We start from the raw sequence: 26,456 nt of genomic DNA, 5'->3' as shown, positions 1-26,456 counted from the left end.
GCCCCGACCTCCGGCGTGCCTCTGACGCGGGGTCCACCCAAGTCGTCGTCGAAGCCGCGGTTCGGTGGTTCGGTGGTGTTTGCCGAGGTCCGGCGGGCCGGTGGCGGCAGACCGGGAAAACGCGCCGGGCGACCCTCGCCGACCCTCCGCATCACGACGGCCGGAAAGGGTAGGTTGGGCCGGGTGTCCGCCGCCGCCCTTCCCGCCGCCACCTCCTCCGCCGCCGCGCCCGCCGCGAGACTCGCCTGGCTGGACGCCCTGCGCGGCATCGGCGCGCTCGCCGTGGTGGCCGAGCACCTCATGCCGTGGTTCGTCCCCACCCTGCGGCCGTACTGGTTCAGCCTGGGCCTCTACGGCATCCTGGTCTTCTTCCTGGTCAGCGGTTACATCATCCCCACGTCCCTGGAACGGCACGGTGACGTCAGGGCGTTCTGGATCAGCCGCTTCTTCCGCCTCTACCCCCTCTACCTGGCCGTCATCGTGCTCGTGCTGGCCCTGGCGTGGTGGGTGCCGGTGCGCGAGGCCGTGCCGCGCGACGGGAGCGCGGTGGCGGCGCACGCGACCATGCTGCTCGACGTCCTCAGCGTCGCCGCCGTGGCCGACACGATGTGGACGCTCTCGTACGAGATGGTCTTCTACCTGCTGGTCACGGCCCTGTTCGTGATGGGCGGGCACCGGCGCAGCGGCCTGCTGGCGATGGTGTTCGCGGCGGGCGCGGTGGTGGTGGGGCTGATCGCGTCGCGGGCGGCGTTCGCCGGCGGCTGGCCGGCGTACGTGTCGTGCGCGGTGTTCGTCGTGGGGCTGGCGGGCGTGGTGCTGGGCCGCTACCGCGCGGCGTGCGCCTGCGTGCTCGGCCTCATGGCGATGACGCTGCTGGTGCTGGGCAGCCGGGTGCCGTGGCTGGGCATCGCGGTGCTGGCGGTGATGTTCGCGGGCACGGCGATCCACCGGTGGGAGCGCGGCACGGGCGGGTTGTGGCCGGTCGTGGTCACCTCGGCGCTGGTCGCGATCGCGCCCCTGTGGGCGATCCAGAACGGCTGGTGGTGGGTGCAGGCGGACGTGTGGATCACCACGCTGGCGCTGGCGGCGGCGACGTTCGCGGGCGGGATGGCGCTGCGCGGGCGGCGGGTGCCCCGGGCGCTGGTGTGGCTCGGGCTGATCAGCTACTCGCTCTACCTGGTGCACCATCCGGTGCTGAAGTACTTCGTGCAGGTCTCCGGCGACCTGCGGCGGGCGGGGCTGCCGTACCAGCTCGCCATGACGGCGCTGGCCATGGCGGTGATCGTGGGCGTCAGCGCGCTGACCTACCGCTACATCGAGCGGCCCATGCAGGCGCTGGGCCGCCGGTGGTCACGCGGGGGCCGCGACGGGGGCCAGCGCGGCGGCGACGCGCGGATGCCGGGCCAGGGCGCGGGACACGACGTCGTCCTCGGCCATCAGGAAGGCCAGGTGCCTGACCGCGTGCGCGACCACGTTCGCCAGGTCGACCCGCTCGGGTGACGGGTTCGCGGGGGCCCGGCCGCGGGCGATCTCCAGCACCGGTGCCTCGACGGCGGCCCGCCAGGGCTGCGGGTCGGGGCAGACCGCGTAGGTGAGCACGATCGTCCCGCCCGGCTCGTGCCGCCAGCTCGTGGAGTGCAGGACGGTGTCGTGATCGCCGGCCTCGACGCCGGCCAGCCTGCGGGCCGCCTCGTCGGGGCTCTCCCCGTGTAGCGGCTGGGTGAGTGCATGCCGGTATGCCCAGCGGTTGTCGGCGCCCACCCGTAGCATGAGCGTCTCAACCGAGACCGAGATCACGTGTCTTCCCGTCACCGCCAACAACTTACTGCCAATCATGTGCAGGTGCGCTCACCAAGCAGGTGTGTCCTGTTCCTGAAACGTCCCGGTGGGCCGGGTTGTCGTCGGCGGCGTGCGAGAGAGAGGGTCGACAGCCATGCCCGGTTTGCTGGTGCTGATGGGGTCGGGGGAGACCAGTCCGACGATGGTCGAGGTCCACCGCGCGGCGGCGCGGACCCTGCGCGCGGGGGCGCGGGCCGTGCTGCTCGACACGCCCTACGCCTTCCAGGAGAACCGCGCCGACATTTCCGCCCGAGCCTGTCGCTACTTCGCCCGCAGCGTCGGCATGGAGGTCGAGGTGGGCTCCGCGATCACGGGCGCCGACTGGGTGTTCTCGGGTCCCGGCAGCCCCACGTACGCGCTGGAGCGGTGGGCCGAGTCCGGTGTGGCGGGCGACCTGCGGGCCAGGGTCCGCGCCCGGGAGGGCGTCACCGTGCTGGCCTCGGCCGCGGCCTGCACCGCGGGCCTGGCCACCGTGCCGGTCTACGAGATCTACAAGGTCGGCGCCGAGCCCTCCTGGCGCGCGGGCATCGACCTGCTGGAGCCGCTCGGGCTGCGGGCGGTGCTGATCCCGCACTTCGACAACGCCGAGGGCGGCACCCACGACACCCGCTACTGCTACCTCGGCGAGCGCCGGCTGTCGCGCATGGAAGGCGACCTGCCGCCCGGCACGGCCGTTCTCGGCCTCGACGAGCACACGGCCCTGATCATCGACCTGGAGAGCGAGTCGGTCCGGGTCGCGGGGCGCGGCGGCCTGACCGTGCGGCGTGCGGGCTCCCGTACGGTCCTGCCCGCGGGCGCCCATACCGACCTGGCCGAGCTGCGCCGCCTGGCCGAGGGCCGGTCCGCCGCCCCGGTGGCCCCGTCCCCGTCCGGTGATCCGGAGACGGGCGCGCCCGCCGAGGTGACGCTGGAGGAGTCGATCCGCTCGTGCGAGGAGTTGTTCAAGGCCGCCGCCGGCCGGCCCGACCTGGTGACGGCGGCGCAGGCCGTGCTCGACCTGGAGGCGGAGATCGTCAAGTGGGCCGCCGACACGGAGGAGGACGCCGGCGGCGTGGAGCAGGCCAGGGAGCTGATGCGGCTGCTGATCGCCCGCCTGGGCGAGCTGGCCGCGGCGGCCACCCGGCGCTCGGAGGGACTGCCCGCGCTGGTGGAGCCGCTGCTCGAACTGCGGGCCGAACTGCGCGGCCAGGGCTGTTACGAGGTGGCGGACGCGTTGCGCGCGGCGATGACCCGCGGCGGCGTCCTCGTGGAGGACACTCCGTCCGGCCCCCGCTGGACCCCGTCCTCCTGGCTGGGCGGTGAACCTTCGTGAGGTGACTGATGGTGATGGCAAAGCTGCGGTAATGTGATCACATCACTCAACGCGCTCGCTTGGTCACACTTGGCTTCCTGGTGCGATGCATGCCGAGGCTCTCGTTCATGGAGGGCGATGTCTGCTCTGCCGGCTGACGGCTGGCTGGATGCTCATCCGCCGCCCGGGCGCGTGGGGCCCTTCTCGGTGCCGCATGCCGAGGAAGGCTACACCGTCGATGACTGGCTCAAGCTGCCCGAAACAGGGGAGCGCATCGAGTTGATCGACGGGAGTTTCCTGGTGAGTCCCATGCCCAACTACGATCACGTGCTCGCCGCCAAGCGTCTGCTCCGGATCATCGATGACGCTCGCCCCGAGGATTACGAGGTCGTGGAGACCGGCAACCTGGAGGTTCGCGGCGATGGCTTGATCCCGGACATCGTGGTGGGGCACGCCGCAGCGATGCCCGGCGCTGCCAGGCTCTCCTCGGACGATGTGGTGTGTGTGGTCGAGATCGTCAGTCCGGGCAAGAGTGGTCATCAGCGCGACTACGTCATCAAGCCGCCCAAGTATGCCGCCGGAGGCATCCCGTTCTTCCTGCGGGTCGAGTTGCAGGGTGATGGCGCGCCGCGCGTCGAGGCGTTCGGTCTCGGTCCGCAGGGTTATGAACTGGTCGCCGAGGCCAAGGCGGGTGACAGGCTGACGATCGAGATCCCCTTCCCGGTCACCTTCGATCCCGCCGTGCTCGTCTCGACCCGTCGTTGACGGGGCCGCGTCAGCGGCGGGGTGGGTCGATGCGGGTGCCGTCCGGGGTGAAGATCATGATGCGGGAGAGGTCCACGCCGACCTTGGCGGCGTCGCCCGCGCGCCAGATGGGCCGCCCGCCGAGCCGGACGATCAGGTCGGAGCGGCGGTGGATGCCGCTGTTCGGGTTCTGGCCCACCCGCTCCTGCTCCTGGTGCTGCTGCTCCTCCTCGTGCGAGAACAGCCGGCGCACCAGCCCGGTCAGCTTGCCGGCCGGGCCGCTCGCGGCGGCGTCGCCGCGCCGGGCGCGACCGCGCGGGTCCGGCGGTTCGGGTACGGGCACGGCCGGCATCCCGCACTCCAGGTAGGCCATCCACTCGTGCCCGTGATACTCCAGCGCCCGCACCCGCCCGAAGAACGACGGCCCGTCGTACGACTCCGGCACCGGGGCCAGCCCGTCCGGCCGCAGCCCCACCAGGACCTGCCCGCCGGTGTGCTGGGAGATGGCGTACGCCCTGGGATCGCTCCACGGAATCGTCAGCCGGTGCGGGCCGAAGTCGAGCAGCACGTACTGGTTCTGCGGCGTCCTGACACCGGCCGCCAACAGGTTGAGCTGCTGGGAGTTGAGGAAGGCCGCCACGAAGGCGGTCGCTGGATCGTTGTAAATCTGGGCCGGGGTTCCGACGTCCTGCAGGACGCCGCGATTCAGGATGGCGATCCGGTCCGCCAGGGTGAGCGCCTCCACCTGGTCGTGCGTGACGTAGATCGTCGTGACGCCGAGCGACCTGACCAGTGCCGAGATCTCCATGCGCAGTTCGGTGCGCATGCCGGCGTCCAGGTTGGACAGCGGCTCGTCCATGAGGAACAGCTTGGGCTGGCGCACGATCGCCCGGCCCATCGCCACGCGCTGACGCTGGCCGCCGGAGAGCGTGCCGGGGCGGCGCTCCAGCATCTCGTCGATGTGTAACGCCTTCGATAATTCGGTGACGCGCTCACGGACGAGCGACGGGTCGGCCTTGGCGATCTCCAGGGGGAAGGCGATGTTGCCGCGGACGGTCCGGTGGGGGTAGAGCGCGCCGTTCTGGAACACCATCGCCACGTCGCGGTCGCGGGGGGCCAGGTGGTTGGCCATCTGGCCGTCCAGCCAGAGTTCGCCTTCGGTGATCTCCTCAAGGCCGGCGATCATGCGCAGCAGCGTGGACTTGCCGCATCCGGAGGGGCCGAGGAGGACGAGGAATTCGCCGTCTTCCGCACGTAGGCTCAGCCGGTCGACTGCCAGGTAGTCGCCCGGATACACCTTGGTCACTTTGTCGAGAACGACCGAGCTCATGGGCCTACACCTTGCGCGCGTGTCACCTGTGACGAGGCTGATTGATGAGGTAGTACATCGCGCCTTAACGCTAGATGTCCACCCTTGACATAAAGATTCTCTTTACTGGGTGTTTTGGACAGGAGTTTTGGGCATCCGTACGCCAATATTTCCGGATCCGGGGGTCGTGGAAGGACTTGCGTAAAGTTACGGAAAGGGCTTTCATGGTCAGGACGTTCGGGGGCTGACTACGGGGGAGACCATGACCGCTTGGTGGCGGAACGCCGCGATCTACCAGGTCTACGTGCGTAGCTTCGCCGACGGCAACGGCGACGGGGTCGGTGACCTGATCGGCGTTCGCGATCGCCTGCCCTACCTCGCCGACCTGGGCGTGGACGCCCTCTGGCTGACCCCCTTCTACTCCTCGCCCATGGCGGACTTCGGCTACGACGTGGCCGACTACCGGGACGTGGACCCGCTGTTCGGCTCGCTCGCGGACGCCAAGGCGCTCATCGACGCGGCCCACGACCACGGGCTGCGGATCATCGTGGACATCGTCCCCAACCACACCTCCTCAGCCCACCCCTGGTTCCAGGAGGCGCTGCGCGGCGAGAAACGTGATCGTTACATCTTCCGCGACGAGCCCAACGACTGGGAGTCGATCTTCGGCGGCAGCGCCTGGACCCAGGTCGAGGACGGCCAGTGGTACCTCCACCTGTTCGACCCCTCCCAGCCCGACCTCAACTGGGACGACGAGGAGGTGCGCGGGGAGTTCCTGTCGATCCTGCGCTTCTGGCTCGACCTGGGCGTGGACGGCTTCCGCGTGGACGTCGCGCACGGCATGGTCAAGCCCGCCGGCCTGCCCGACATCGGCCGGGGCAACCAGGCGACGCTCGTCGGCAGGGAGCCGGTGCCGTTCTTCGACAACGACGGCGTGCACGAGATCCACCGCGCCTGGCGGCGCGTCCTCGACTCCTACCCCGGGCAGCGGATCGGCGTGGCCGAGGCGTGGGCCCCGACGCCCGAGCGGCTGGCCAGGTACGTCCGGCCCGACGAGCTGCACCAGGCGTTCAACTTCCACTACCTGTTCGCCCCCTGGGACGCCGCCGAGCTGCGCGCCGTGATCGACTCCTCGCTGGCCACGGCCGGCTCGGTCGGCGCGCCGACCACATGGGTGCTGTCGAACCACGACGTCAAGCGGCACGTCACCCGCTACGGCAGCCTCGCCCGCGCCCGCGCCGCCGCGCTGCTGACGCTCGCCCTGCCCGGCTCGGCGTACGTCTACAACGGCGAGGAACTGGGCCTGCCCGAGGTGCTCGACCTGCCCGAGGAGCTGTGCCAGGACCCGCAGCGGCTGCGCGACCCCGACAGCGGGCGCGACGGCTGCCGCGTGCCGATCCCGTGGACCCGTGACGGCGGCTGGAGCGACCCGTGGCTGCCCATCCCCGCCGGCTGGGCCGACCTCAGCGTGCAGGCCCAGCACGGCGTGCCCGGCTCGACGCTGGAGCTGTACCGGCGCGCGCTGCGCCTGCGCCGCGACCTCGACGGCGAGCTGACCTGGCACGACTCGCCCGAGGGCACGCTCGTTTTCGCGCGTGGCGCGTTCGTCTGCGCCGTCAACCTGACCGGGACGCCCGTGGACTTCGGGCTCGACGGTGAACTGCTCGTCGCCTCCGATGTCCCTGGAGCAGCGGATTCGACGTCCTGGTGGAAAGTAAAGTAAGTGCCATGAACGGTCACGCTCGCCTAGCCGACATCGCCGCCCAGGCCGGGGTGAGTGAGGCCACGGTCAGCCGGGTGCTCAACGGCAAGCCCGGCGTCTCGGCCGCCACCCGCCAAGCGGTCATGACCGCGCTCGACCTGATGGGCTACGAGCGACCACCCCGCCTGCGGCAACGCAGCAACGGGCTGGTCGGTCTGGTGACGCCGGAGCTGGACAACCCGATCTTCCCGGCCTTCGCGCAGGCCATCGAGAAGGCGCTGACCCAGCATGGCTACACGCCCGTGCTGTGCACCCAGCTCCCCGGCGGCGCGCCCGAGGACGAGTTCACCGAGCTGCTGGTCGACCGCGGCGTGAGCGGCATCGTGTTCGTCTCGGGACTGCACGCCGACACGACCGCGCGCATGGACCGCTACACCCGCCTGACCGACCGCGGCCTGCCGATCGTGCTGGTCGACGGCTACAGCGAGCACATCGACGCGCCCTTCATCTCGCCCGACGACCGCATGGCCGCCCGGCTGTCCGTGCAGCACCTGGTCGATCTCGGCCACGAGCGGATCGGCATCGCGCTGGGCCCGCGCAGGTTCGTGCCGGTGATCAGGAAGATCGAGGGCTACCGGCAGGCCATGGCGCAGCTCCTGGGCGCGACCGACGTCGACGACCTCATCGCCCACTCGCTGTTCTCGGTGGAGGGCGGGCAGGCCGCCGCCGCCCAGCTCCTGTCGCGCGGCTGCACCGGCATCGTGTGCGCGAGCGACCTGATGGCCCTCGGCGCGATCCGCGCCTGCAGGGAGAAGGGGCTGTCGGTGCCCGCGGAGGTGTCCGTGGTCGGGTTCGACGACTCGCCGCTGATCGCGTTCACCGACCCGCCGCTGACCACGGTGCGCAAGCCGATAGGGGCGATGGCCTCGGCGGCTGTGCAGACCCTGCTCGAAGAGGTCAACGGCGCGTCCGCCAAGCACGTCGAGCTGATCTTCCAGCCGGAGCTCGTCGTACGCGGCTCCACCGGTTCCGGCCCCCTCGTCAACCGGTGAGCCCCGACCTGCTCGTCCTCGGCGGCACCGGGGTCGACACCACCGTCTACGTGCCCGAACTGCCGCTGCCCTACCGCGACACCTACCACGTGCCACCGGTCGTCGACCGCATCGGCAACACCGGCTCCGGGGTGGCGCTCGGCTGCCACGCGCTCGGGCTCGGCGTCGTCCTGGCCGACCTGATCGGCGACGATCCGCAGGGCGAGCTGGTCCGCCGCGCGCTGCGCGACCTCGACTGCCGCTGGGGGCCGGCCGGGGCGGGCACCACGCGCAGCGTCCTGCTCGTCGGCCCCGACGGCCGCCGCCTGTCGCTGCACGACCCCAAGGCCACGCCCGGCGAGCGCCTGCCCGTCACGCTGTACGCCGGTGTGCGCGCCCGCCACGCCCACGTGTCGATCAGCGACCGCTGCCGCGACGTCTTCGCCGCGCTGGAGGGCATGCCCGTCTCCACCGACCTGCACGACTGGGACGGCGTCAACGACTACCACAAGGACTTCGCCTACCGCGCCGACCTGGTGTTCCTGTCCGCCGCCGCGCTTCGGGACCCGGCGGCCGTGATGCGTGACCTGATCGCGCGCGGGCGCGCCCGCACGGTCGTGTGCACGCGCGGGGCCGGCGGCTGCCTCGTCCTGACCGCCGGGAGCGACGACGTGCGCGCCTTCCCCGCCGCCCCGCTGCCCGGCCCCGTGGCCGACAGCAACGGCGCGGGCGACGCGTTCGTCTCCGGCTTCCTGTACGGCATGTTGCACGGCCGGCCGCTGGAGGAGCGGGTGCGGCTGGGTGCGATCGCCGGCGCGCACGCCTGCACGGTCACCGGCACGCACGAGTCCCCGATCACCGAGCCGCTGCTGCTGGAGCGCGCCCACCCGCCGACCGGCTGAGCACCCGCCGCCCCGCCCGCCAGGCCCGCCAGACGAATCGGCACGCCCACAGCCCACCGCCCGCGCCCGCGGTCTGGAGCCCGCGCCCGCCGGGCGATCGGCACGCCCACAGCCCGGAGCCCCCTGCCCGGAGCCCGCGCCGCCCGGCGCCCCCGTTGTGCGGGGGATTTAAGGTGATTTGATAGTACGATTTCCCCGTGATCAAGTGGCGGAGCGTGGGCGAGCCCGCGGCACCGTTCGAAGGGGAAGAGATGTATCGCTGGGAGATCGTCCGGGCCGTCACCGAGCAGCGGGTGTTCGGCATCGTCAGGAGCGCGGGCCCCCAGCAGGCCGTGGAAGCGGCGGAAGCCGTGCTGGACGCCGGCCTGCGGGCCGTGGAGGTGGCGCTGACCACCCCCGGGGCGCTCACCGCCGTGGCCCGGCTCGCCGAACTGCGGCCGCAGGCGCTGCTCGGCGCGGGCACCGTCCTGGACGCCGCCGCCGCCCGCGCGGCCGTCGAGGCCGGGGCGCGCTTCCTGGTCTCGCCCAGCCTGCACCCCGAGGTGATCCGCACCGGCCACCGCTACGGCGTGCCCGTCTTCCCGGGCGTCGCCACGCCGACGGAGATCGTCCGGGCCCTGGAGGAGGGGGCCGACGCCGTGAAGATCTTCCCGGCGTCGTCGGTGACCCCGTCGTGGCTGCGGGACGTACGGGCCGCGCTGCCCCAGACGCCCGCGATCCCCACGGGCGGCGTCACCATCGACGACGCCCCCGACTGGATCGCGGCCGGCGCGGTGGCCTGCGGCATGGGCTCCGCGCTGACCGCGGGCGGCGCGCGGGCGGCGGGGGAGCGGGTCTCGGCGCTGCTGGCCCGCCTCGCGCAGGCGGGCTGACCGGCGTGCGGCTGCAGGGCCTGCACGGGCAGGTGGTCGACGGCCTCGGCCGTTCGCTCGCGGCCGGTGAGCTGCGCGCGGGCGAGGTGCTGCGGCTGGAGGACGTCCAGGAGCGGTTCGGCGTCTCGCGCACGGTCGCGCGGGAGGCGGTGCGCGTGCTGGAGTCGAAGCGGCTGGTCTCCAGCCGTCCGCGCGTCGGGGTCACCGTCCGCCCGATGAGCGCGTGGAACCTGTACGACACGCAGGTGATCCGCTGGCGGCTGACCTCGCCGGAGCGCGCGGCGCAACTGCGCGAGCTGGCCGAGTTGCGGGCCGCCGTCGAGCCCGCCGCCGCCGCGCTGGCCGCCGGCAACGCCGGGTCGCCGGCCCGGCAGGAGCTCCTCGTCCACGCCCATGCCCTGACCACGGCCGCGCGGGCGGGCGACGGCGCGGGCTTCGTGACCGCCGACGCCGCCTTCCACCGGGTGCTGCTCGGCGCGGCGGGCAACGGCATGTTCGCCCAGCTCGCCGAGGTGGTCGAGGAACTGCTCGTGGCCCGCAGAGACCTGTTGCCGCCGGCCCGGCTCGACGACCCGGCCGTGGGCCGCCACCTCGACGTCGCCGTGGCCGTCGCCGAGGGCCGCGCCGAGGACGCGGCACGGGCGGCCGGCTCGATCATGGCGGCGGCCAGGCGCGAGGTCGAGATCCTCCCCGACGGCAGCGCCTGCCCTCTCGTCGGGTGATCTCCTGGACACCAGGCCGGGAGGCATACGGACATCGGGTGCGATATATGCTCACTCGGGATCAACGCCCTGAGACCCCGGAGGCAGCCCGATGACCGTCGCCGTCCACGTCGGCCCGGAACCCGTGCCCGCGCTCATCGACGCCGTACGCCGCGCCGGCGGCCGGGTCGTGCCGCTGGCGGAGGCCGAGGCGATCGTCTACTACGGCAACGACGACCCCGGCGAGCTGCGCTCCATGCTCCACGAGGGCATCTCCTGGGTCCAGCTCCCGCACGCGGGCGTCGAGCGGTGGGCCGACGCCGGAGTCATCACCGAGCACCCCGTCTTCACCGCCGCCACCGGCTCGTACGGCGGGCCCGTGGCCGAGCACGCGCTGGCCCTGATGCTGGCCGCCGCGCGCGAGCTGCCCCGGGCGGCGGTGCTGCCCCGCGCCCGCTACCGCGACGCCCTGCCCGAGGCCGACTACGTGGTCGTCGCGGCCCCCGCCACGCCCGGCACCAGGGGCATGTTCGGAGCGTACGAGTTCGGGCTGATGAAGCCGGACGCGTGGCTGGTGAACGTGGCCCGCGGCGGCCTCGTCGTCACCGGGGACCTGGTGGAGGCGCTGCGCGCCGGGCGCATCGGCGGCGCGGCGCTCGACGTCACCGACCCGGAGCCGCTGCCGGACGGCCACCCGCTCTGGTCGCTGGAGAACGTCCTGATCACGCCGCACTCCGCGAACCCGCGCCCGGCCTACTGGCGCGGCCTCGCCGAGCGTGTCACCGCGAACGTGCGCCGCTTCGCCGACGGCGAGCCGCTGGAGGGCGTGGTGTCGCCGGCCCGCGGCTTCTAGCCGGGCAGGTCGAGCCGCGCCCCGGCGCTGCGCTCGGCGTCGTGCACCTCGAGCTCGGCCGGCTCGAGGTCCTTCGGCAGCTCGAACACCAGCGCGCCGGCGAACGACGCGCCCGCCTCGATGCGGATCGGCGCGATCTCCTTGCCGTCGCGGTCGAGCAGCTTGGTGCCGTCGTGCGGCCCGTCGTCGTCGTCGATCAGTTTCTGCCGGCCGGGGTCGAGCACCCTGGCCTCCGCCCCGACGTTCCTGACCTGTACGCCGATCCGGCACGTGCGCTGCGCGGCCTTGCCCGGCCCGGGGCACTGCGCGGAGGTCACGGCGAAGTTCAGGTCACCGTCGCGGGCCTGCCCGGCGTCGTTGGCGGCGGTCGAGCGGAACACCCAGGCCAGCCCCGCCAGCAGCAGCACCAGCACCACGGCGGCGATCACCAACACCGTCAGGCAGCCCGCGAACACGCCCCGCTTGGGCTTGGCCGGACGATAGCCCGGCAGTGGGCCCTGCCCCGTCTGGTGGGGCAACGGCACCTGACCCGTCGGGGGAGGCAGCGGCCCCTGCCCGGTCTGGTTCGGTAACGGCGCCCGCACGCCCGGCCGGGGCCTCCGCGACGAGCCGGGGGTGGGCCCGGTGCGTTCGGCGGGGCTCGGCGCGCGGCTCACCCCTGGCGTGGGGCCCGTACGCTCGGCGGGCGGCACCAGATGCGCGGCACCGGGCGGCGGCACGGGCGCCGCACCGGGCCGGGGCCCTCGGGACGATCCCGGCGTGGGGCCGGTGCGCTCGGCGGGCGGCGGCTGCGGCGCCCCGTGCACGGCGCCCGGCTGCGGCCCTCGGGACGATCCCGGCGTCGGGCCGGTGCGCTCGGCAGGAGGCGGCTGCTGCGGCCGGTGCGGCGGCTCCGCAGGGCGGTCCTGGTGCCGTTCGGCAGGGTGCGGCGGACGGCCGGTGCGTTCGGGAGGCGGCGGCATCAGCGGGCCGAACTCCGACGGGTTCCACGCGTTGGTCAGGTGCTTGGTGGCGGCGAGCTGCGCGGCCGGCTCATCGGACGCCTCCACCAGTTCCAGGAGCAGTTGCCGGGCGGCGGGCCGCCGCGCCGGGTCGGGGTGGATCGCGGTCGCGACCAGCCGGTCCAGCGGCGCGGGCAGCCCCCGCAGGTCGGGCGGCGCCTGCCGGGCCCTGGCCGCCATCACGTACGCGTCACCCTCGCCGAACGGATGCCCGCCCAGCCCCGCGTACGCGATCAGCGACCCCCACGCGAACACGTCGCCCGCCGGGCTCGTACGTCCTTCGAAGACCTGCTCGGGAGCGATCCACCCGGGAGTGCCCATCACCATGCCGGCGTTGGTGTGCCGGGTGTCGACGTGGGTCGAGCGGGCCAGCCCGAAGTCGATCACCCGCGGCCCGGCCAGCGTCAGCATCACGTTGGCGGGCTTGAGGTCGCGGTGCACCAGCCCGGCCGCGTGGATGGCGGTCAGCGCCGCGGCCACGCCCACGGCGGCGGCGTGCAGCACCGACGGCGACAGCGCGCCGTGCTCGATCAGGTGGTCCTCGAGGGAGATGCCGTCGATGTACTCGGTGACGAGGTAGAGCACGCCGCGGTCCTCGCCGTGGTCGAGCACCCGGGCCGTGCAGAACGAGGCCACCTTGCGGGCGTTGGACACCTCTTCGTGGAAGCGCGCCCGGTAGACCGGGTCGGCGGTGAAGTCGCGCCGGATCGCCTTGAGCGCCACCCGCGAGCCGTCGGCGTCCTTGGCGAAGTAGACCACTCCCATGCCGCCGGAGCCGAGACGGCTGATCAGCTCATAGGGGCCGATCGCCGGCGGATCTTCCGGCTGAAGGGGAGTGCCTGTGGAGCGCCCCAACGTCGCCGTCCTCTCGCCGTCGTCATCCCGTCGCAAACCGAACCGTTCCTCCCGCCGGTCCGTGCTGCTGGCCACCCGAACCGTTCCGCCACCCGGCATCCCGTTTGTACCTCAGAACTCTAACGGAGGAAGGACCTGCCCGGTGGCCACTAGCCCGCAGCGGGGTCCCGGCGCAGGGGCCGCATCGTGACCCGCAGCCGCGCCAGATCGATCGTGTGGGGGAGCGGGCGGTGCGGCGAGATCAGCCGTCCGACCGGTTTGGGACGGGAGACGCGCAGGATCGCCGCCAGGAAGGCCGTGCCGACCGCGAGCGTCAGATGCACGCCGTCGCAGCCCGGCCGCGCCCACCACTCGTCGGCGGCGGTGCCGTCGAGCCAGATCTCGGGCGCGAACGCGTTCGCGTACGGCAGCCGCGGGCTGCGCTGATGGGCCGCGACCGGGACGACCACGGTGGTGCCGGCGGGCAGGACGGTGCCGTACCACTCGGTCTCGGCGGTGGTCACCCGCGACAGCGCGGGCACCGGGGGCCACAGGCGCAGCCCCTCGCGCAGGCACGCCCGCAGGTACTCGGGGTCCTTGCGGGCCGTCTTGCGGTGGACCGGGTGCGCGGCGAGCAGCGCCAGGGTCTGTGTCAGCCCGGCCGCGATCGAGCCCAGCCCCATCAGCCAGAACGCCGCCTGCATGAGCCCCCGTGACTCGGTCTCCGGCGTCTGCGCGATCAGCCCGGCCAGGCTGCCGGGCTCGGCCCGGCGCAGGTGGTCGATGATGCGGGCGTCGTAGCGGCCCGACAGGATCTCCTGACGCCGCCCGGCCCGCCGCCGGACGGCCCGCGTCAGGCTCTCCAGCAGCCGGGTCAGCTCGGCGTCGCCGGCCGCGCCGTCGCCGTAGACGCAGCGCCTGGCCAGGCGCTGCCAGCGGGCGTCGAGCCGCGCGTGGTCCACCACCCCCTCGGTCAGCCCCGCGGCCTCCTGCCCGGCCAGCTCGATGAAGCGCGGGCGCAGCGCGTTCGTGGGCAGGCCGAACGGGCGCTGGTCGAGGGCGGGGGCGTAGGCGTCGTCGTCCTCGCTCAGCACGCGCAGGGCGTCGCGCTTGGACATGACCAGCAGCGTCCGCCCGCGCAGGCGGCGCACCAGCACGGGACGGCCGCCGTACCGGTCCTCCAGGGCGGCCAGCAGCGCCCGTGCGCGCAGCGGGTCGCGGCCCGGCGTCGAGTGCGGCGTGCCGGGCGGCACCAGCGCGGACGCCAGCCGCAGGCTCTCCAGCCTGGTGGCCTTGGGCAGCCCCCTAGGCACGTGCGGGCTCCCGCGCTCCGGTTCGGACGTTCATGGTCCGATGTGATCGTCAGGGACCCGCGATCGCAATGCGCGGTTTCGATCAGTGGAACACCTTGCCCCGCGGGGAGCACGGGTGTTCCGGTCACCGGAACGCCGCTCAGCCGCCGACGAGCCTGGCGGAGATGGCCTGGGCGGCCCCGCGCACGGAGATGCCCAGCCTGGCCAGCGGCGCCAGGTGGGCGGGCGCGGCCACGCCGACCGACATGCAGATGCGTCCGCCGGGTCCGAACACCGGGGCGGCCACGCAGGCGACCCCCTCGGTGAACTCCTCCCGCGAGTAGGCGACGCCGTGCGCGCGCACCTGGGCCAGCTCCCGTTCCAGGCCGGTCAGGTTGGTGATCGTGCGGCGCGTCAGCCGCTCGAACGCGCCGCGCGCCATCAGCTCCCGGCACAGCTTCTGGTCGAAGGCCAGCAGCGCCTTGCCGGTCGCCGTGCAGTGCAGCGGCGCGCGGTCGAGGTCGTCGGAGCGCGAGCCGACGCGGTTGTGGCCGTACAGGCGCTCGACGTAGCGGGCCTCCAGGCCCGACGGCACCGCCAGGTTCACCGTCTGCCTGGTGGTCTCGAACAGGTACAGCAGGTAGGGGAGCACCACCGTGCGGGTGCCCGGCACCCGGGCGCGGGCGATGCCGGCCATCGACTCCAGCAGCCCGCCCGGCAGGTACGCGTTGCCCACCCGGCGGGCCAGCCCGCGCGAGCACAGCACGCCCAGGATGCGGTGCGCGGTCGACTTCGGCAGGCCCGTGCTCCGGCACAACTGCGACAGCGTCACGGGACGGGCGGCGGTGCTGAGCGCGAGCAGGATGTCGATGCCCCGTTCCAGACTGCCCGGCTGGGAGGCGGGGCGCTCGTGCGTCATCGTCCGCGGCTGACTGACCGTTTCCGTCGGCATCACTGTCCCTTTCGCTCTCCGAGTAGCGGAAGGGGCTTCCCGGGGCTGCGGTTTGACATGTGCTGACGTACCCGGTCGCCGCGCGCTGATACCACCGCTCCGGCGCGCCCGGACGGTCTCCGCGCGGCCGGGGAACGGCCCCTTCACCGCGAGGGGAGCGCGAAACCGCGCACCATGGCGTCGAGGGCGAAGTCGAAGCGCTCGCCCGCCCCGGACAGACCCCCCGCCCGGGTGGCCTCGGCGAGGAGGGGCGTCTCCTGGGGGTCCACCTCGGGCGGCACGCTCCCGCCGGGGGTGTCGGCGGTCATCAGGGCCGCGTGGCCGACGACGAAACCCGCCACGGCGTACAGCATGTCCAGCGCCCGATCCAGCGGGAAGCCCGCGGCCCGCAGCGTCCGCAGCCCTTCCTCCATGACCCGCAGGTTGCGCGAGGTGAGCGCGGGCCGGGTGAGCACGAGCGGGACGACGTGCGGGTGCGCGAGCAGGACGTCCAGCAGCGCGTGGGCGTAGCCGCGCAGGCCCTCCTGCCAGGAGCCCGCCCCGGGCGGCGGCGCGACCCGGGTGACGAGCTGCTCCACCAGCCCGTCCAGCAGCGCGTCCTTGCCGCCGACGTGCTGGTAGAGGGACATGGCCTCGACGCCGAGCTCCTGGGCGATGCGGCGCATCGACAGCGCCTTCAGCCCGTCGCGGTCGGCCAGCGCCAGGGCCGCCTGGAGGATGGCCTGGCGGGTCAGCCCGGCGTTCTGGCCGCGGCCGCGGTTCGGGGACATGGCGGGCCTCCCGGATCGGCGATTCTTACGTCGTAAATATAGTCCCGCGTACGACGTGAGCATCCGGATCGGGCCGCCGCGCCCTACCGCAGGGCCTACCGCAGGGCCGCGGCCTCGGCCGCCAGCTTCTCCACCCGGCCCCAGTCACCGGCGGCCAGCGCGTCGGCCGGGGTCAGCCAGGTGCCGCCGACGCAGCCCACGTTCGGCAGCGCCAGGTAGTCGCGGGCGGTCTCGGGACGGATCCCGCCCGTCGGGCAGAAGCGCACGTCGGGCAGCGGGCTCGAAAGCGCCTTCAGATAGGGCAGGCCGCCCGCCGCCTCGGCGGGGAAGAACTTCAGGTCCCTGATCCCCCGCTCGGCCAGCGCCATGACCTCGGACACGGTGGCCGCGCCCGGCAGGTACGGCACGCCGCTCGAGTCCAGCGCCTCGACCAGCGCCAGGGTCGTGCCCGGCGAGACGAGGAACCTCGCCCCCGCCGCCACGGACGAGGCGATGTCGTCGGTGGTCCGGATCGTGCCCGCGCCCACGGTCGCCTCGGGCACCTCCTCGGCGATCCTGGCGATGGCCTCGAGCGCGGACGGGGTGCGCAACGTCACCTCGATGACCGGCAGGCCGCCGGCCACCAGCGCGCGGGCGAGGGGCACGGCGGTCCCGGCGTCCTCGATCACCAAGACGGGGATCACTGGGGCGAGATCGAGCAGGCTCATGGGGTATCTCTCCTCGTCGGCCGCTTCACGGCCGTCGTCATAGTCCGGTACAACGCGGTCACCTGCCCAGCACGGGCCGGCTCAACGGGCAGCGCTCAGCCCACCAGCTCCCTGCGGGCCCGCTGGTGCAGCCAGGCCGCCGCGCCCGTCATCCCCGGCTGGGCCGCGACGATCAGCACGGTCCCGATGCCCGAGAGGTAGGCGGCCATGTCGGGGTTGCCGTCGAACCGCGCGCGGAAGGCGCTGGCACGCACCCGTTCCACGATACGGGGCAGCACCCCGCCGGCCAGGTACACCCCGCCGCGGGCGCCGAGCGTCAGGGCCACATTGGCGGCGAAGGTGCCGAGCAGGCCGCAGAACACGTCCACCGTCTCGGCGCACAGCGAGTCGTCCACCCTGGCCACGATGTCGGAGGCGGTCAGGGCCGCCGCGCCGACGCCGTTGACCAGGGCCAGCGCCCGGTGCAGCCGCACCAGGCCGGGGCCCGACAGCAGGTGCTCGGCCACCACGTGCGGCACGCCCTGCGAGCGCAGCGCCCGCACGACCTCGATCTCCCGAGGCTCCGACACCGGCACCGTGGCGTGCCCGCCCTCGCCGGGGATCGCCGTCCAGCCGTCCTCGATCGGCGCCAGGCCGCCGACGCCGAGCCCCGTCCCGGGGCCCAGCACCGCCTTGACCCCGTGGCCGGGCGGGGGCCCGCCCAGGGTCACCAGCTCGTCGCCGGTCAGGTGCGGCAGCGACACGGCCAGCGCCTCGAAGTCGTTGAGCAGCCGGGTGTAGGGCACGTCGAGGTCGCGGACGGAGCCGGACCACGCCGAGTTCGTGAGCCGGTAGTGATCGCCGTCGATCGGTCCCGCCAGTGCCAGGCAGGCCGCCCCCGGCCGCACTCCGCCCGCGTGCTCCGCGAGATAGGCGGCTACGGCTTCCGGGAGGGTGCCGTAGTCGGCGCCCGCCAGGACCGCGACGTTCGACGGACGCGCTCCCGGCGAGGTGACCAGGCCGAACCGGGCATTGGTGCCCCCGATGTCGGCCACGAGCCACGGAAGGTCAAAGGCACTCACGCATACCTCCGGCATTCAGGGCGGCGGCAAGATCGCTCGCCGTACACCGAAGGATGTCACGCTCGTTCACGTCGCCCCAGGCAGGGTCGTGCGGACGTACGGGCTCGGGAGCGTTCAGCGCGCGCCAAACGGACACAGAGCACCGTACTGGCAAATATCTGGTCACCGCACCAGTCCGGCGGGCCGCGCGCCGACCGGCGCGCCCGTCTCCAGGTGCGAGGCGCCGGCCTCGGCCGGGAAGCCCAGGCCGGGGCCGTGGTGCGGCGACTCGGCGCCGCTCACCCCGAAGATGCCCGCGCCCTGCTCCGCGTGACCCGCCATCCGCCGGAAGGCGGCGAACAGCTCGCGGCCCGTGCCCACCCACTGCGCGTCGCTCAGCGGGCGGCCCTCGGGAGCGCGGCGGGCCAGCTCCTCGGCCGGCACCAGCAGCTCCAGCGTGCCCGCCGCCGAGTCCAGCCTGATCACGTCGCCCTCGCGGACCAGCGCGATCGGCCCGCCGTCGGCGGCCTCGGGCGACAGGTGGATGGCCGCGGGCACCTTGCCGGACGCGCCCGACATGCGGCCGTCGGTCACGATCGCCACCCGCTGCCCCCGGTCGAGCAGCACCCCAAGCGGCGAGGTGAGCTTGTGCAGCTCGGGCATGCCGTTCGCGCTCGGGCCCTGGTAGCGGATGACCGCCACGAAGTCCTGCCCGTCCAGCTCGCCCGCCTCGAACGCCGTCAGCAGGTCGAGCTGGTCGTGGAAGACCTTGGCCGGCGCCTCGATCACCAGGTGCTCGGGCTTGACCGCGGAGACCTTGCTGACCGCGCGGCCCAGGTTGCCCGCGAGCATGTGGATGCCGCCGTCGGCGGAGAACGGGTCGGCGACCGGACGCAGCACGTCCCGGTCCTTGCTGCCGCCCGTGACCGGCGCCCAGACCAGCTCGCCGTCCACCAGCTCCGGGGCCTCCCGGTAGCGGTCGAGGCCGGGGCCCGCCACGGTCAGGACGTCCGCGTGCAGCAGCCCCTCGTCCAGCAGGTCGCCGATGAGCACCTGCATGCCGCCGGCGTCGCGGAAGTGGTTCACGTCCGCCTGGCCGTTCGGGTAGATCTTGGTCAGCGACGGCACGGCGCCCGACAGGCGGCCCAGGTCGTCCCAGGTCAGCACGATGCCCGCGGCGGCGGCCATGGCCACCAGGTGCAGCGTGTGGTTCGTGGAGCCGCCGGTGGCCAGCAGGGCGACGCAGGCGTTCACGACGGACTTCTCGTCCACCAGCTCGCCGATCGGCGTGTACGCGCCGCCGTGCGCCGTGATCTCCACCGCCCTGCGTCCGGCCGCCCGCGTCAGGGCGTGGCGCAGCTCGGTGTGCGGGTTGACGAACGTCGAGCCCGGCAGGTGCAGGCCCATGACCTCCATCAGCGCCTGGTTGGAGTTCGCGGTGCCGTAGAAGGTGCAGGTGCCGGGCGAGTGGTACGACTTCGCCTCGGCGTCGAGCAGCTCGTCCCTGCCGACCTTGCCCTCGGCGAAGAGCTGCCGGGTGCGGGCCTTGACCTTGTTCGGCAGGCCCGAGGCCATCGGGCCGGCGGGCACGAAGATCGCCGGCAGGTGCCCGAAGTGCAGCGCCCCGATGAACAGTCCGGGCACGATCTTGTCGCACACGCCCAGCAGCAGCGTGGCGTCGAACATGTCGTGCGACAGCGCGATCGCGGCGGACATGGCGATCACGTCGCGGCTGTACAGCGACAGCTCCATGCCGGCCCGGCCCTGCGTGATGCCGTCGCACATCGCCGGCACGCCGCCCGCCACCTGAGCCACGCCGCCCGCCTTGCGCACGGCCTCCTTCAGCTCCTGCGGGTACGTCTCGTACGGCTGGTGCGCGGACAGCATGTCGTTGTAGCTGGTCACGATGGCCACGCCGGGCTTCGCCGCACTGCGCAGGGCGGGCTTGTCCTGCGCGGAGGCACCCGCGAAGCCGTGCGCGAGGTTCGCGCAGCCGAGGTGCGCCCGCGCCGGCCCCTTCGCCCTGGCGGCCTCGCCGTCACGGCGGATCCGCTCGAGGTAGGCGGTACGGCTGGCGGCGCTGCGCTCGGCGATGCGGTCGGTGATCTCCTGGATGATCCTGTTCACTGGTCCTCCTCGTGCCAGGCGCGACCGCTGCGGCCGAGCAGTTCGTGGGCTCCGGCGGGGCCGGTGGTTCCTGCGGGGTAGGGCTCGGGCGGCGCCGGGTCGGCCTGCCAGGCGTCGAGGATCGGATCGATCCACCGCCAGGCCGCCTCGACCTCGTCGCGGCGCATGAACAGCGTCGGATTCCCGGCCAGCACGTCCATCAGCAGCCGCTCGTACGCCTCCGGCACCCGCGCCGTGAACGTCTTGCCGAAGCTCAGCGACAGCGGCACCGGCTTGAGCGTCACCTCGCCCGCGCCCGGCTCCTTGGCCATGATGTGCAGCTCGATGCCCTCCTCCGGCTGGAGCCGCAGCACGAGCCGGTTCGGGGCCCCGCCGGGGAAGATGGAGTGCGGCACGTCCTTGAACTGCACCACGATCTCCGAGCGCCGGTACGGCATGCGCTTGCCGGTGCGCAGGTAGAACGGCACCCCGGCCCATCGCCAGTTCTTGACCTCGGCCCGGATCGCGGTGAACGTCTCCACCCGCCGCGACGCCTCGTTCGGCGGCGTGGAGGCGGGCTCGTCGAGGTAGCCGACCATGTCGCCGGCCGCCGTGTACTGGCCGCGCGCGGTGAAACGGTCCACCTCGCCGCCCGCGATCGGCCGCAGCGCCTGCAGCACCTTGACCTTCTCGTCGCGGATGGCCTCGCGGTCGTTGTGGGCCGGCGGCTCCATCGCGGTCAGCGTCAGGAGCTGCAGCAGGTGGTTCTGCACCATGTCGCGCAGCGCGCCCGCGTGGTCGTAGTAACCGCGCCGGCCCGGCGTGCCGACCGTCTCGGCGGCCGTGATCTGGACGTGGTCGATCCAGAGGGAGTTCCAGATCGGTTCGAGGAAGGCGTTGGCGAAGCGCAGCACCAGCAGGTTCTGCACCGTCTCCTTGCCCAGGTAGTGGTCGATGCGGAAGATCTGGTGCTCGTCGAAGATGGCGCCGACCTCGTCGTTGATGCGCTGCGCGCTGGGCAGGTCGTGGCCCAGCGGCTTCTCCAGCACCACGCGCGAGCGCGGGGTCACCAGGCCGGCCTGCTCCAGCTCGCGGCAGAACGGGCCGAACGTCCGGGGCGGGCTGGCCAGGTAGAAGACCCGGTCGCGGGCCTCGTGGCCGGTCAGCAGTTCGGCGAGGGCGTCCCATCCGGAGGTGTCGTCCCCGCCGACGTCCACCGACACGTGGTGCAGGCGGCCGAGGAAGCGCTGCCACAGGGTCTCGTCGTCCACGGGGAACTGGTGGCGCACCTCGGCGTCCACCTTGCCGCGGAAGTCGGCGTCGGTGAGGCCGCCCCTGGACATGGCGATGACGCGGGTCTCGGGGGCCAGCCTGCCCTCCCTGTCGCTGTGGAACAGCGCCGGGATCAGCTTGCGCATGGACAGGTCGCCGGTGCCGCCGAAGACGACGAGGTCGGCGGCGTGGGCGACCGGAGCGGCGGGGGCGGACGGGGCGGTGGACACGGTGCGGGACTCCGATGATCTACCAAGCAGGGACAGAACGGACACTAACGAGAGTTTGGGTCGTACACAAGCGGAGTTTTGGTATTTGAGATGAAAAAGTCGTGACTTTTCATGACACAACTGCATGTGGTTCACTTAGCCGATGCCTCGACGTACCGCTGCCGCCCTCGCCACGAGTGGCGAGGTGCTCCGCCTCATCCGCACCGGTGAGGCCGTGACGCGGGCCGATCTGGGCCGGGTGACCGGCCTGTCGCGCCCCGCGGTGCAGTTGCGCGTCGGAGAGCTGCTGGAACGCGGCCTCGTCGTGGAGCGCACCGACGCCCCGTCCACGGGCGGCCGGCCGCCGGTCCGCCTGGAGTTCAACGCCGCCGGCGGCGTCGTGCTGGTGGCCGCGCTCGGCGCCTCACGGACGCGGGTGGCCGTCTGCGACCTCGCCGGGCACGAGCTGGCCGGACGCGAGTTCGCCATGGACGTCGAGCAGGGGCCCGGCACCGTGTTGCCGCTGCTCATGGACACCTGGGACGAACTGCTCGGCGACCGGCCGCGCTCGATGATCAGGGGCGTCGGGATGGGCGTGCCCGCCACGGTCGAGTTCGCGCAGGGTCGCACCGAGAGCGCCCGCGTCATGGCGTCCTGGACCGGCGTGGTCATCCCGCCGATCATCCGCGCGCGCTTCCCCGTCCCCGTGCTCGTCGACAACGACGTGAACGTGCTGGCCATCGGCGAGCACCGCGGCGCCTACCCCGACCTCGACGACCTCATGTTCGTCAAGATCTCGACCCGCATCGGCGCCGGGGTGATCGCCGCCGGGGGCATCCTGCGCGGCGCGCTCGGGGCGGCGGGCGAGATCGGCCACATCCCCGTGCTGGACGGGGGCGGCGTGTTGTGCCGCTGCGGCAACCACGACTGCGTCGACTCCGTGGCCAGCGGCACCGCGCTCCTGCGCGACCTGCGGGCCCGCGGCAAGGACGTCAGGGCGATCTCGGACGTGACGGCGCTCGTCCGGGCCGGCGACGCCGAGACGATGGCCACGGTCCGCGAGGCCGGCCGGCGCATCGGGGAGGTGTTGGCCGTGGCGGTCAACATCCTCAACCCGTCGGTGGTGGTGCTCGGCGGGGACATGGCGGAGGCGTTCGGGCCCCTGGTGTCGAGCATCCGCGAGGTCGTCTACCGCCGTTCCACCGCCCTGGCGACCCGCCGGCTGCGCATCGAGCCGAGCCGGCTGGGGGCGGGGGCGGGCATCAACGGGTGCGCGGTGATGGTCCTGGACCACGTGCTGTCGCCGGAGACCGTGGACGAGAGCATGACCCTCACGATGCTGCGCCGCGACCGGGTGCCCGCGACCGAAGCGGGCTGACCGCCCACCGGGCCCGGCGCGGGCGGCACCGCCCGGGACGACGGTTCGCCGGCACACACACGGCATCGGCACGCGCACGGGTATCGGCACGCGCACGGCTATCAGCGGGCGCGCGGGTATCAGCGGGCGTACGGCTATCAGCGGGCGCGCGGCATCGGCGCGTGCGGCGGGTATCAGGCGGGTGTCAGCAGGTGCACAGGAGCCCGCGCAGCGCCGTCTCCAGGGAGAGGCCGGAGCGGGCGGGCGTCGGCCAGGGGAAGCGCACCAGCGCCTCGTCCACCCGCACGGTGGCCCCGTAGCGGTCCAGCTCCCACAGCCACACCTCGGCGGCCGGCTCGCCGAGCTGCCGCGCGACGCCCGCCGAGAGCTGGGGCCGGTGCGAGGCGTTGACGTGGGCGAGCACCCGCTCCGCCGTCTCGGCGAGCGGGTCGGGCGATGCCCCGAGGTAGTCGTCGGCGTCCAGCACGCCCGACTCCTGTCCCGTCAGGTACACCACCTGCCCCACGTCGAGCCGCAGCAGCCGGGGCGCGTCGGGGTGTCCGAAGCGTTCGAGGGCGTCGAAGAGGCTCTCGTCGGCGCTGTGCCCGGCCACGGCCACCGCGGCGGCGCGGGCCTCGGCCTCCGGTACGGCCTCCGCCCAGCCCTGCACCTCGATCAGTCCCCGGGGGTGTGTGACGGTACCCAGTTCCCGCATCGCGGTGAGGTTCACCGCCACGACCGCGTCCGCGCGCAGCCCGTGCAGGGGCTCGCCGGGCCGCACCAGCAGCACGGGCCGCCCGCGCTCGTCCACCCCGCCGCGCGCGGGCGAAGGGGCGCCGTCCACGGAGAGCTTGGCGACGTTGGCCGTCGCGGCGAGGGTGCGGACCCGCTCGGGGATCGGCAGCATGACGCCTCCTTGAGAGCGACAACGATGGTAGGTTAGGCTTGCCTAAGTAAGGACTACCTAATCACATCGAGGTGAACGTGCGCTACACCGGCCCGAAGGTGCGACTGTCTCGTCGCGCGGGCGTCCCGCTGACCAGGAAAGCCGTCCGCTACTTCGAGCAGCGCCCCTACCCGCCGGGCGAGCACGGCCGCAAGACCAATCGCCGCAGCTCCGGCGACTACGGGCTGCGGCTGATGGAGAAGCAGAAGCTGCGCTGGTACTACGACGTGTCCGAGCGGCAGCTCCGCCGCTACTGGGACCTGGCCGTACGCAGGTCGGGCGCGTCGGGCGCCGAGCTCGTCACGATCCTGGAGACCCGCCTGGCCTCGCTCGTGCTGCGCGCCGGCCTGGCGCCGTCGATCTACGCGGCCCGCCAGTACGTCAACCACGGGCACATCGCCGTGGACGGCCGGAAGGTGGACATCCCCAGCTACCTCGTCAAGCCGGGGCAGGTGGTCTCGGTGCGGGAGCGCTCGCGCCGGATGCAGCCGTTCGTGGCCGCGGCGGAGGGCGTGTACGCCGACGAGCGCACCGCGGCCTACCTGTCGGTCGAGCTGCCCGAGCTGCGCTTCACGCTGGCGCAGCGGCCCGAGCGCGAGCAGATCGCGATCCCGGTGGACGAGCAGCTCGTCGTGGAGTTCTACTCGCGATGACCCCAGAGACCCCGGGGACCCCGGAGAGCCTCTGACCGGGAGGCTCCACCGGGACGGGCCCGGGGGAAGCGATCACGCGGACCGTGACCGCTTCCCCCGGGCCTTCTTCTTGCCGCCGGCTCCGGCCATCGCGCCGCCGCCGGCTCCGGCCATCGTGCCGCCGCCGGCGGCGGACAGGGCCGGGGCGGCCTCGCGCAGCCCGCGCAACTCGGCGACCTCCTTGCGCAGTTCGGCCAGCTCGTCGAGGAGCTGCCGCGTGTGGGCCCTGGTGTCCTCCATGAGGTGCGTCGTGTTGTCCTCAATCGCCGCCCGTTCCTCGGCGTTCTCCTCGTCCATCGCGCTCACCACGACCGCGAGGAAGAGGTTGAGCACGACGAACGTGCACACCAGGATGAAGATGGTGAAGAAGATCCACGCCGTGGGATGCCGGCTCATCACCTCCTTGGCGATGTTGCCCCAGTCGTCCCCCGTCATCGTCTGGTAGAGGGTGAACAGCGAGGTCGGCAGGCTGCCGAAGCGGTCCGGCGCGGTCTGCCCGTAGAGCTTGGTGGCCATGACGGCGGCCACGTACAGCACCAGCGACAGCAGCACCACGATCGAGCTCATCCCGGGCATCGCCCGCAGCAGCGCGGAGACCACGCGGCGCAGGCTCGGCACGACGGACAGCAGGCGCAGCACGCGCAGGATGCGCAGGGCGCGCAGCACCGACAGGCCGCCGTTGGTGGCGGCGAAGGCGATGGCGACGATGATGGTGTCGAAGATGTTCCACGGGTCGCGGACGAAGGCGGCGCGCTCGACGTACAGCTTGGCGATCAGCTCGGCGGTGAAGATGTAGAGCGCCACGTGGTCGACCACGGTCAGGAGGGGGCCGTACTCCGCGAGGACGGTGGGGAAGGTCTCCAGGCCGAGGGTCACCGCGTTGATCAGGATGACGCCGATGATGAACCGCTGGAAATGCCGGTGGGACAGCAGGGTTCGGGTGCGTTCACGCACGGGGGCAGGCTCCTCAGGGGGGATCAGGTGCGTACCATGATGACGCATAATGATCAAGAGGGAGACTGTGGTATAAAAGCCCACCTGACGTTCACGTGAGAGGGCCGCGCGACTTGTCCTATCCCGATTACGGCGCCGGGTACTACCCGCCGCCGCAGAGCCATCCGAACGGCACGACCATCCTCGTCCTGGGCATCCTGAGCCTGGTGGTCTGCACGTTCATCGGCCCCTTCGCCTGGTCGATGGGCAACCGGGCGCTGCGCGAGATCGACGAGAGCGGCCGGCACTACGACAACCGCAGCCAGATCCAGGCCGGGCGGGTCTGCGGCATCATCGGCTCAGTGATGCTGATCCTCACCTTGGGGTTCATCGCCCTCGGCGTCCTCGCCGCCATCATCAGCTCGACGGCCTAGCCCGCCGACGTCGCCCAGCCCGGCCTCCAGCAGGTCGAAGGCGCTCTCGGCCTGCGCCCTGAGCGACGGCTCGATCCGCTCCCACGGCTCGCCCGCCAGCATCATGGCCACGGCGTGCTCGCTCAGGATCCGCGTGGTGTTGAGGACGTGCGCGGCGACCATGCTGGGCGTCAGGTCTCCGGGCCCGGCCTCCAGCTCGCTGGCCAGCGCGCGGGCCAGACCCCGTTCGCGTCCGTCGCCGACCTCGCGCATCCTGGCCACCAGGGCGGGGCTGGCGTTGACGACCCTGGTGAAGACGTCGTTGCCGGCGTTGAGGCCGTAGCGCCAGTGGCGGGTGCCGACGGCGTCGAGGAAGTCGCGCCGGAACGCGCGCACCACGCTCTCTCCCGGCCCACGCTCGCGCAGCACCTGCTGCGGCAGCTCCACGGCCAGCTCCTGCCGGTCGGCGAACAGGTCCTCCTTCGTGCTGAAGTAGTTGAAGACCGTGTTGACGGACACGTCCGCGGCCTGCGCGACCTCGGCCACCGTCACGTTGTCGAAGCCCCGGGCAATGAACAGGCCCGTCGCGATGTCCGAGATGCGCTCCCTCGTCTCGCGCTTCTTGCGCTCCCGCAGCCCTTCTGTCATGCCTCCATCGTACCAAATTTGCAGTGACACTAAGTTTGGG

At 72.9% G+C, this 26,456-nt stretch carries 24 protein-coding genes; 12 read left to right on the top strand and 12 right to left on the bottom strand.

What is annotated here, in order from left to right; genetic code table 11:
• The first annotated feature begins 183 nt into the window (after window positions 1-183).
• From FAF44_RS37325 to FAF44_RS37315, 3 genes are all read left to right on the top strand, one after another.
• Window positions 184-1,500, top strand: coding sequence for an acyltransferase (locus tag FAF44_RS37325; protein ID WP_237108068.1), 1,317 nt, complete (start codon window positions 184-186; stop codon window positions 1,498-1,500).
• Window positions 1,501-1,933: 433 nt separating this feature from the next.
• Window positions 1,934-3,151 (top strand): hypothetical protein, encoded by a 1,218-nt coding sequence (locus tag FAF44_RS37320; protein WP_237108066.1) that lies wholly within the window; start codon window positions 1,934-1,936, stop codon window positions 3,149-3,151.
• A 117-nt stretch (window positions 3,152-3,268) separates the two neighbouring features.
• The gene (locus tag FAF44_RS37315; protein WP_237108065.1) at window positions 3,269-3,895 is read left to right on the top strand and encodes a Uma2 family endonuclease; all 627 of its coding nucleotides are present in this window, start codon (window positions 3,269-3,271) and stop codon (window positions 3,893-3,895) included.
• 10 nt (window positions 3,896-3,905) lie between these two features.
• Here FAF44_RS37315 and FAF44_RS37310 read toward each other — a convergent pair whose 3' ends face one another.
• Window positions 3,906-5,204: an ABC transporter ATP-binding protein gene (locus tag FAF44_RS37310; RefSeq protein WP_237108064.1), complete on the bottom strand. Its 1,299-nt coding sequence runs from the start codon at window positions 5,202-5,204 to the stop codon at window positions 3,906-3,908.
• Between the two features lie 241 nt (window positions 5,205-5,445).
• Between FAF44_RS37310 and FAF44_RS37305 the strand changes: the two genes are divergently transcribed.
• The 6 genes from FAF44_RS37305 (at window position 5,446) to FAF44_RS37280 (ending at window position 11,244) form a co-directional block, all read left to right on the top strand.
• Window positions 5,446-6,906: a glycoside hydrolase family 13 protein gene (locus tag FAF44_RS37305; protein ID WP_237108063.1), complete on the top strand. Its 1,461-nt coding sequence runs from the start codon at window positions 5,446-5,448 to the stop codon at window positions 6,904-6,906.
• Between the two features lie 5 nt (window positions 6,907-6,911).
• The gene (locus tag FAF44_RS37300) at window positions 6,912-7,937 is read left to right on the top strand and encodes a LacI family DNA-binding transcriptional regulator (protein WP_237108062.1); all 1,026 of its coding nucleotides are present in this window, start codon (window positions 6,912-6,914) and stop codon (window positions 7,935-7,937) included.
• On the top strand, window positions 7,934-8,818 hold the full coding sequence (locus FAF44_RS37295; RefSeq protein WP_237108061.1) for a PfkB family carbohydrate kinase: 885 nt from the start codon (window positions 7,934-7,936) through the stop codon (window positions 8,816-8,818). Before FAF44_RS37300 ends, FAF44_RS37295 begins: the two co-directional genes overlap by 4 nt.
• A 197-nt stretch (window positions 8,819-9,015) precedes the next feature.
• Entirely contained in the window at window positions 9,016-9,690 is a 675-nt protein-coding gene (locus tag FAF44_RS37290; protein WP_237108060.1) for a bifunctional 4-hydroxy-2-oxoglutarate aldolase/2-dehydro-3-deoxy-phosphogluconate aldolase, read from the top strand.
• Window positions 9,691-9,695: 5 nt separating this feature from the next.
• Window positions 9,696-10,412, top strand: coding sequence for a FadR/GntR family transcriptional regulator (locus FAF44_RS37285; RefSeq protein WP_237108059.1), 717 nt, complete (start codon window positions 9,696-9,698; stop codon window positions 10,410-10,412).
• A 91-nt stretch (window positions 10,413-10,503) separates the two neighbouring features.
• On the top strand, window positions 10,504-11,244 hold the full coding sequence (locus FAF44_RS37280; RefSeq protein WP_237108058.1) for an NAD(P)-dependent oxidoreductase: 741 nt from the start codon (window positions 10,504-10,506) through the stop codon (window positions 11,242-11,244).
• Here the strand turns inward: FAF44_RS37280 and FAF44_RS37275 are convergent.
• The 8 genes from FAF44_RS37275 to zwf form a co-directional block, all read right to left on the bottom strand.
• A complete protein-coding gene (locus FAF44_RS37275; protein WP_237108057.1) occupies window positions 11,241-13,100 on the bottom strand; it encodes a serine/threonine-protein kinase in 1,860 nt (619 codons plus the stop codon). The genes FAF44_RS37280 and FAF44_RS37275 overlap by 4 nt on opposite strands.
• Window positions 13,101-13,249: 149 nt before the next feature.
• Window positions 13,250-14,392 carry a cytochrome P450 gene (locus FAF44_RS56050; RefSeq protein WP_237108056.1) on the bottom strand — a complete coding sequence of 381 codons (1,143 nt, stop codon included), beginning with the start codon at window positions 14,390-14,392 and terminating at the stop codon, window positions 13,250-13,252.
• A 139-nt stretch (window positions 14,393-14,531) separates the two neighbouring features.
• Entirely contained in the window at window positions 14,532-15,290 is a 759-nt protein-coding gene (locus FAF44_RS37265; protein ID WP_237108055.1) for an IclR family transcriptional regulator, read from the bottom strand.
• A 176-nt stretch (window positions 15,291-15,466) separates the two neighbouring features.
• Complete coding sequence (locus FAF44_RS37260) at window positions 15,467-16,093, bottom strand: TetR/AcrR family transcriptional regulator C-terminal domain-containing protein (protein WP_237108054.1); 627 nt, start codon at window positions 16,091-16,093, stop codon at window positions 15,467-15,469.
• 95 nt (window positions 16,094-16,188) lie between these two features.
• Window positions 16,189-16,800, bottom strand: coding sequence for a bifunctional 4-hydroxy-2-oxoglutarate aldolase/2-dehydro-3-deoxy-phosphogluconate aldolase (eda, locus tag FAF44_RS37255; protein ID WP_237108053.1), 612 nt, complete (start codon window positions 16,798-16,800; stop codon window positions 16,189-16,191).
• 95 nt (window positions 16,801-16,895) lie between these two features.
• Window positions 16,896-17,861: a glucokinase gene (glk, locus tag FAF44_RS37250; protein WP_237108052.1), complete on the bottom strand. Its 966-nt coding sequence runs from the start codon at window positions 17,859-17,861 to the stop codon at window positions 16,896-16,898.
• 162 nt (window positions 17,862-18,023) lie between these two features.
• Entirely contained in the window at window positions 18,024-19,967 is a 1,944-nt protein-coding gene (gene edd / locus FAF44_RS37245) for a phosphogluconate dehydratase (protein ID WP_237108051.1), read from the bottom strand.
• Window positions 19,964-21,448, bottom strand: a complete 1,485-nt coding sequence (gene zwf, locus FAF44_RS37240) for a glucose-6-phosphate dehydrogenase (protein ID WP_308193445.1) — start codon at window positions 21,446-21,448, stop codon at window positions 19,964-19,966. Before zwf ends, edd begins: the two co-directional genes overlap by 4 nt.
• 142 nt (window positions 21,449-21,590) lie before the next feature.
• Between zwf and FAF44_RS37235 the strand changes: the two genes are divergently transcribed.
• Window positions 21,591-22,805: an ROK family transcriptional regulator gene (locus FAF44_RS37235; RefSeq protein WP_237108050.1), complete on the top strand. Its 1,215-nt coding sequence runs from the start codon at window positions 21,591-21,593 to the stop codon at window positions 22,803-22,805.
• Between the two features lie 184 nt (window positions 22,806-22,989).
• Here the strand turns inward: FAF44_RS37235 and FAF44_RS37230 are convergent, their stop codons facing one another.
• Window positions 22,990-23,691, bottom strand: a complete 702-nt coding sequence (locus FAF44_RS37230; protein WP_237108049.1) for a DUF2470 domain-containing protein — start codon at window positions 23,689-23,691, stop codon at window positions 22,990-22,992.
• A gap of 77 nt (window positions 23,692-23,768) precedes the next feature.
• Between FAF44_RS37230 and rpsD the strand changes: the two genes are divergently transcribed.
• Window positions 23,769-24,383, top strand: a complete 615-nt coding sequence (gene rpsD, locus FAF44_RS37225) for a 30S ribosomal protein S4 (RefSeq protein ID WP_237108069.1) — start codon at window positions 23,769-23,771, stop codon at window positions 24,381-24,383.
• A gap of 72 nt (window positions 24,384-24,455) precedes the next feature.
• Here the strand turns inward: rpsD and FAF44_RS37220 are convergent, their stop codons facing one another.
• Complete coding sequence (locus FAF44_RS37220; RefSeq protein WP_237108048.1) at window positions 24,456-25,376, bottom strand: ion transporter; 921 nt, start codon at window positions 25,374-25,376, stop codon at window positions 24,456-24,458.
• 113 nt (window positions 25,377-25,489) lie between these two features.
• Here FAF44_RS37220 and FAF44_RS37215 point away from each other — a divergent pair, with 113 nt between their 5' ends.
• Window positions 25,490-25,789, top strand: coding sequence for a DUF4190 domain-containing protein (locus FAF44_RS37215; protein WP_237108047.1), 300 nt, complete (start codon window positions 25,490-25,492; stop codon window positions 25,787-25,789).
• Here the strand turns inward: FAF44_RS37215 and FAF44_RS37210 are convergent.
• Entirely contained in the window at window positions 25,715-26,416 is a 702-nt protein-coding gene (locus FAF44_RS37210; RefSeq protein WP_237108046.1) for a TetR/AcrR family transcriptional regulator, read from the bottom strand. The genes FAF44_RS37215 and FAF44_RS37210 overlap by 75 nt on opposite strands.
• Between the last annotated feature and the right edge of the window lie 40 nt (window positions 26,417-26,456).

Origin of the sequence: Nonomuraea sp. MG754425, assembly GCF_021699195.1 — a bacterium.
GTDB lineage: Bacteria > Actinomycetota > Actinomycetes > Streptosporangiales > Streptosporangiaceae > Nonomuraea.
The sequence above is the reverse complement of the archived record's forward strand: the minus strand, read 5'-3'. Positions and strand labels throughout refer to the sequence as shown.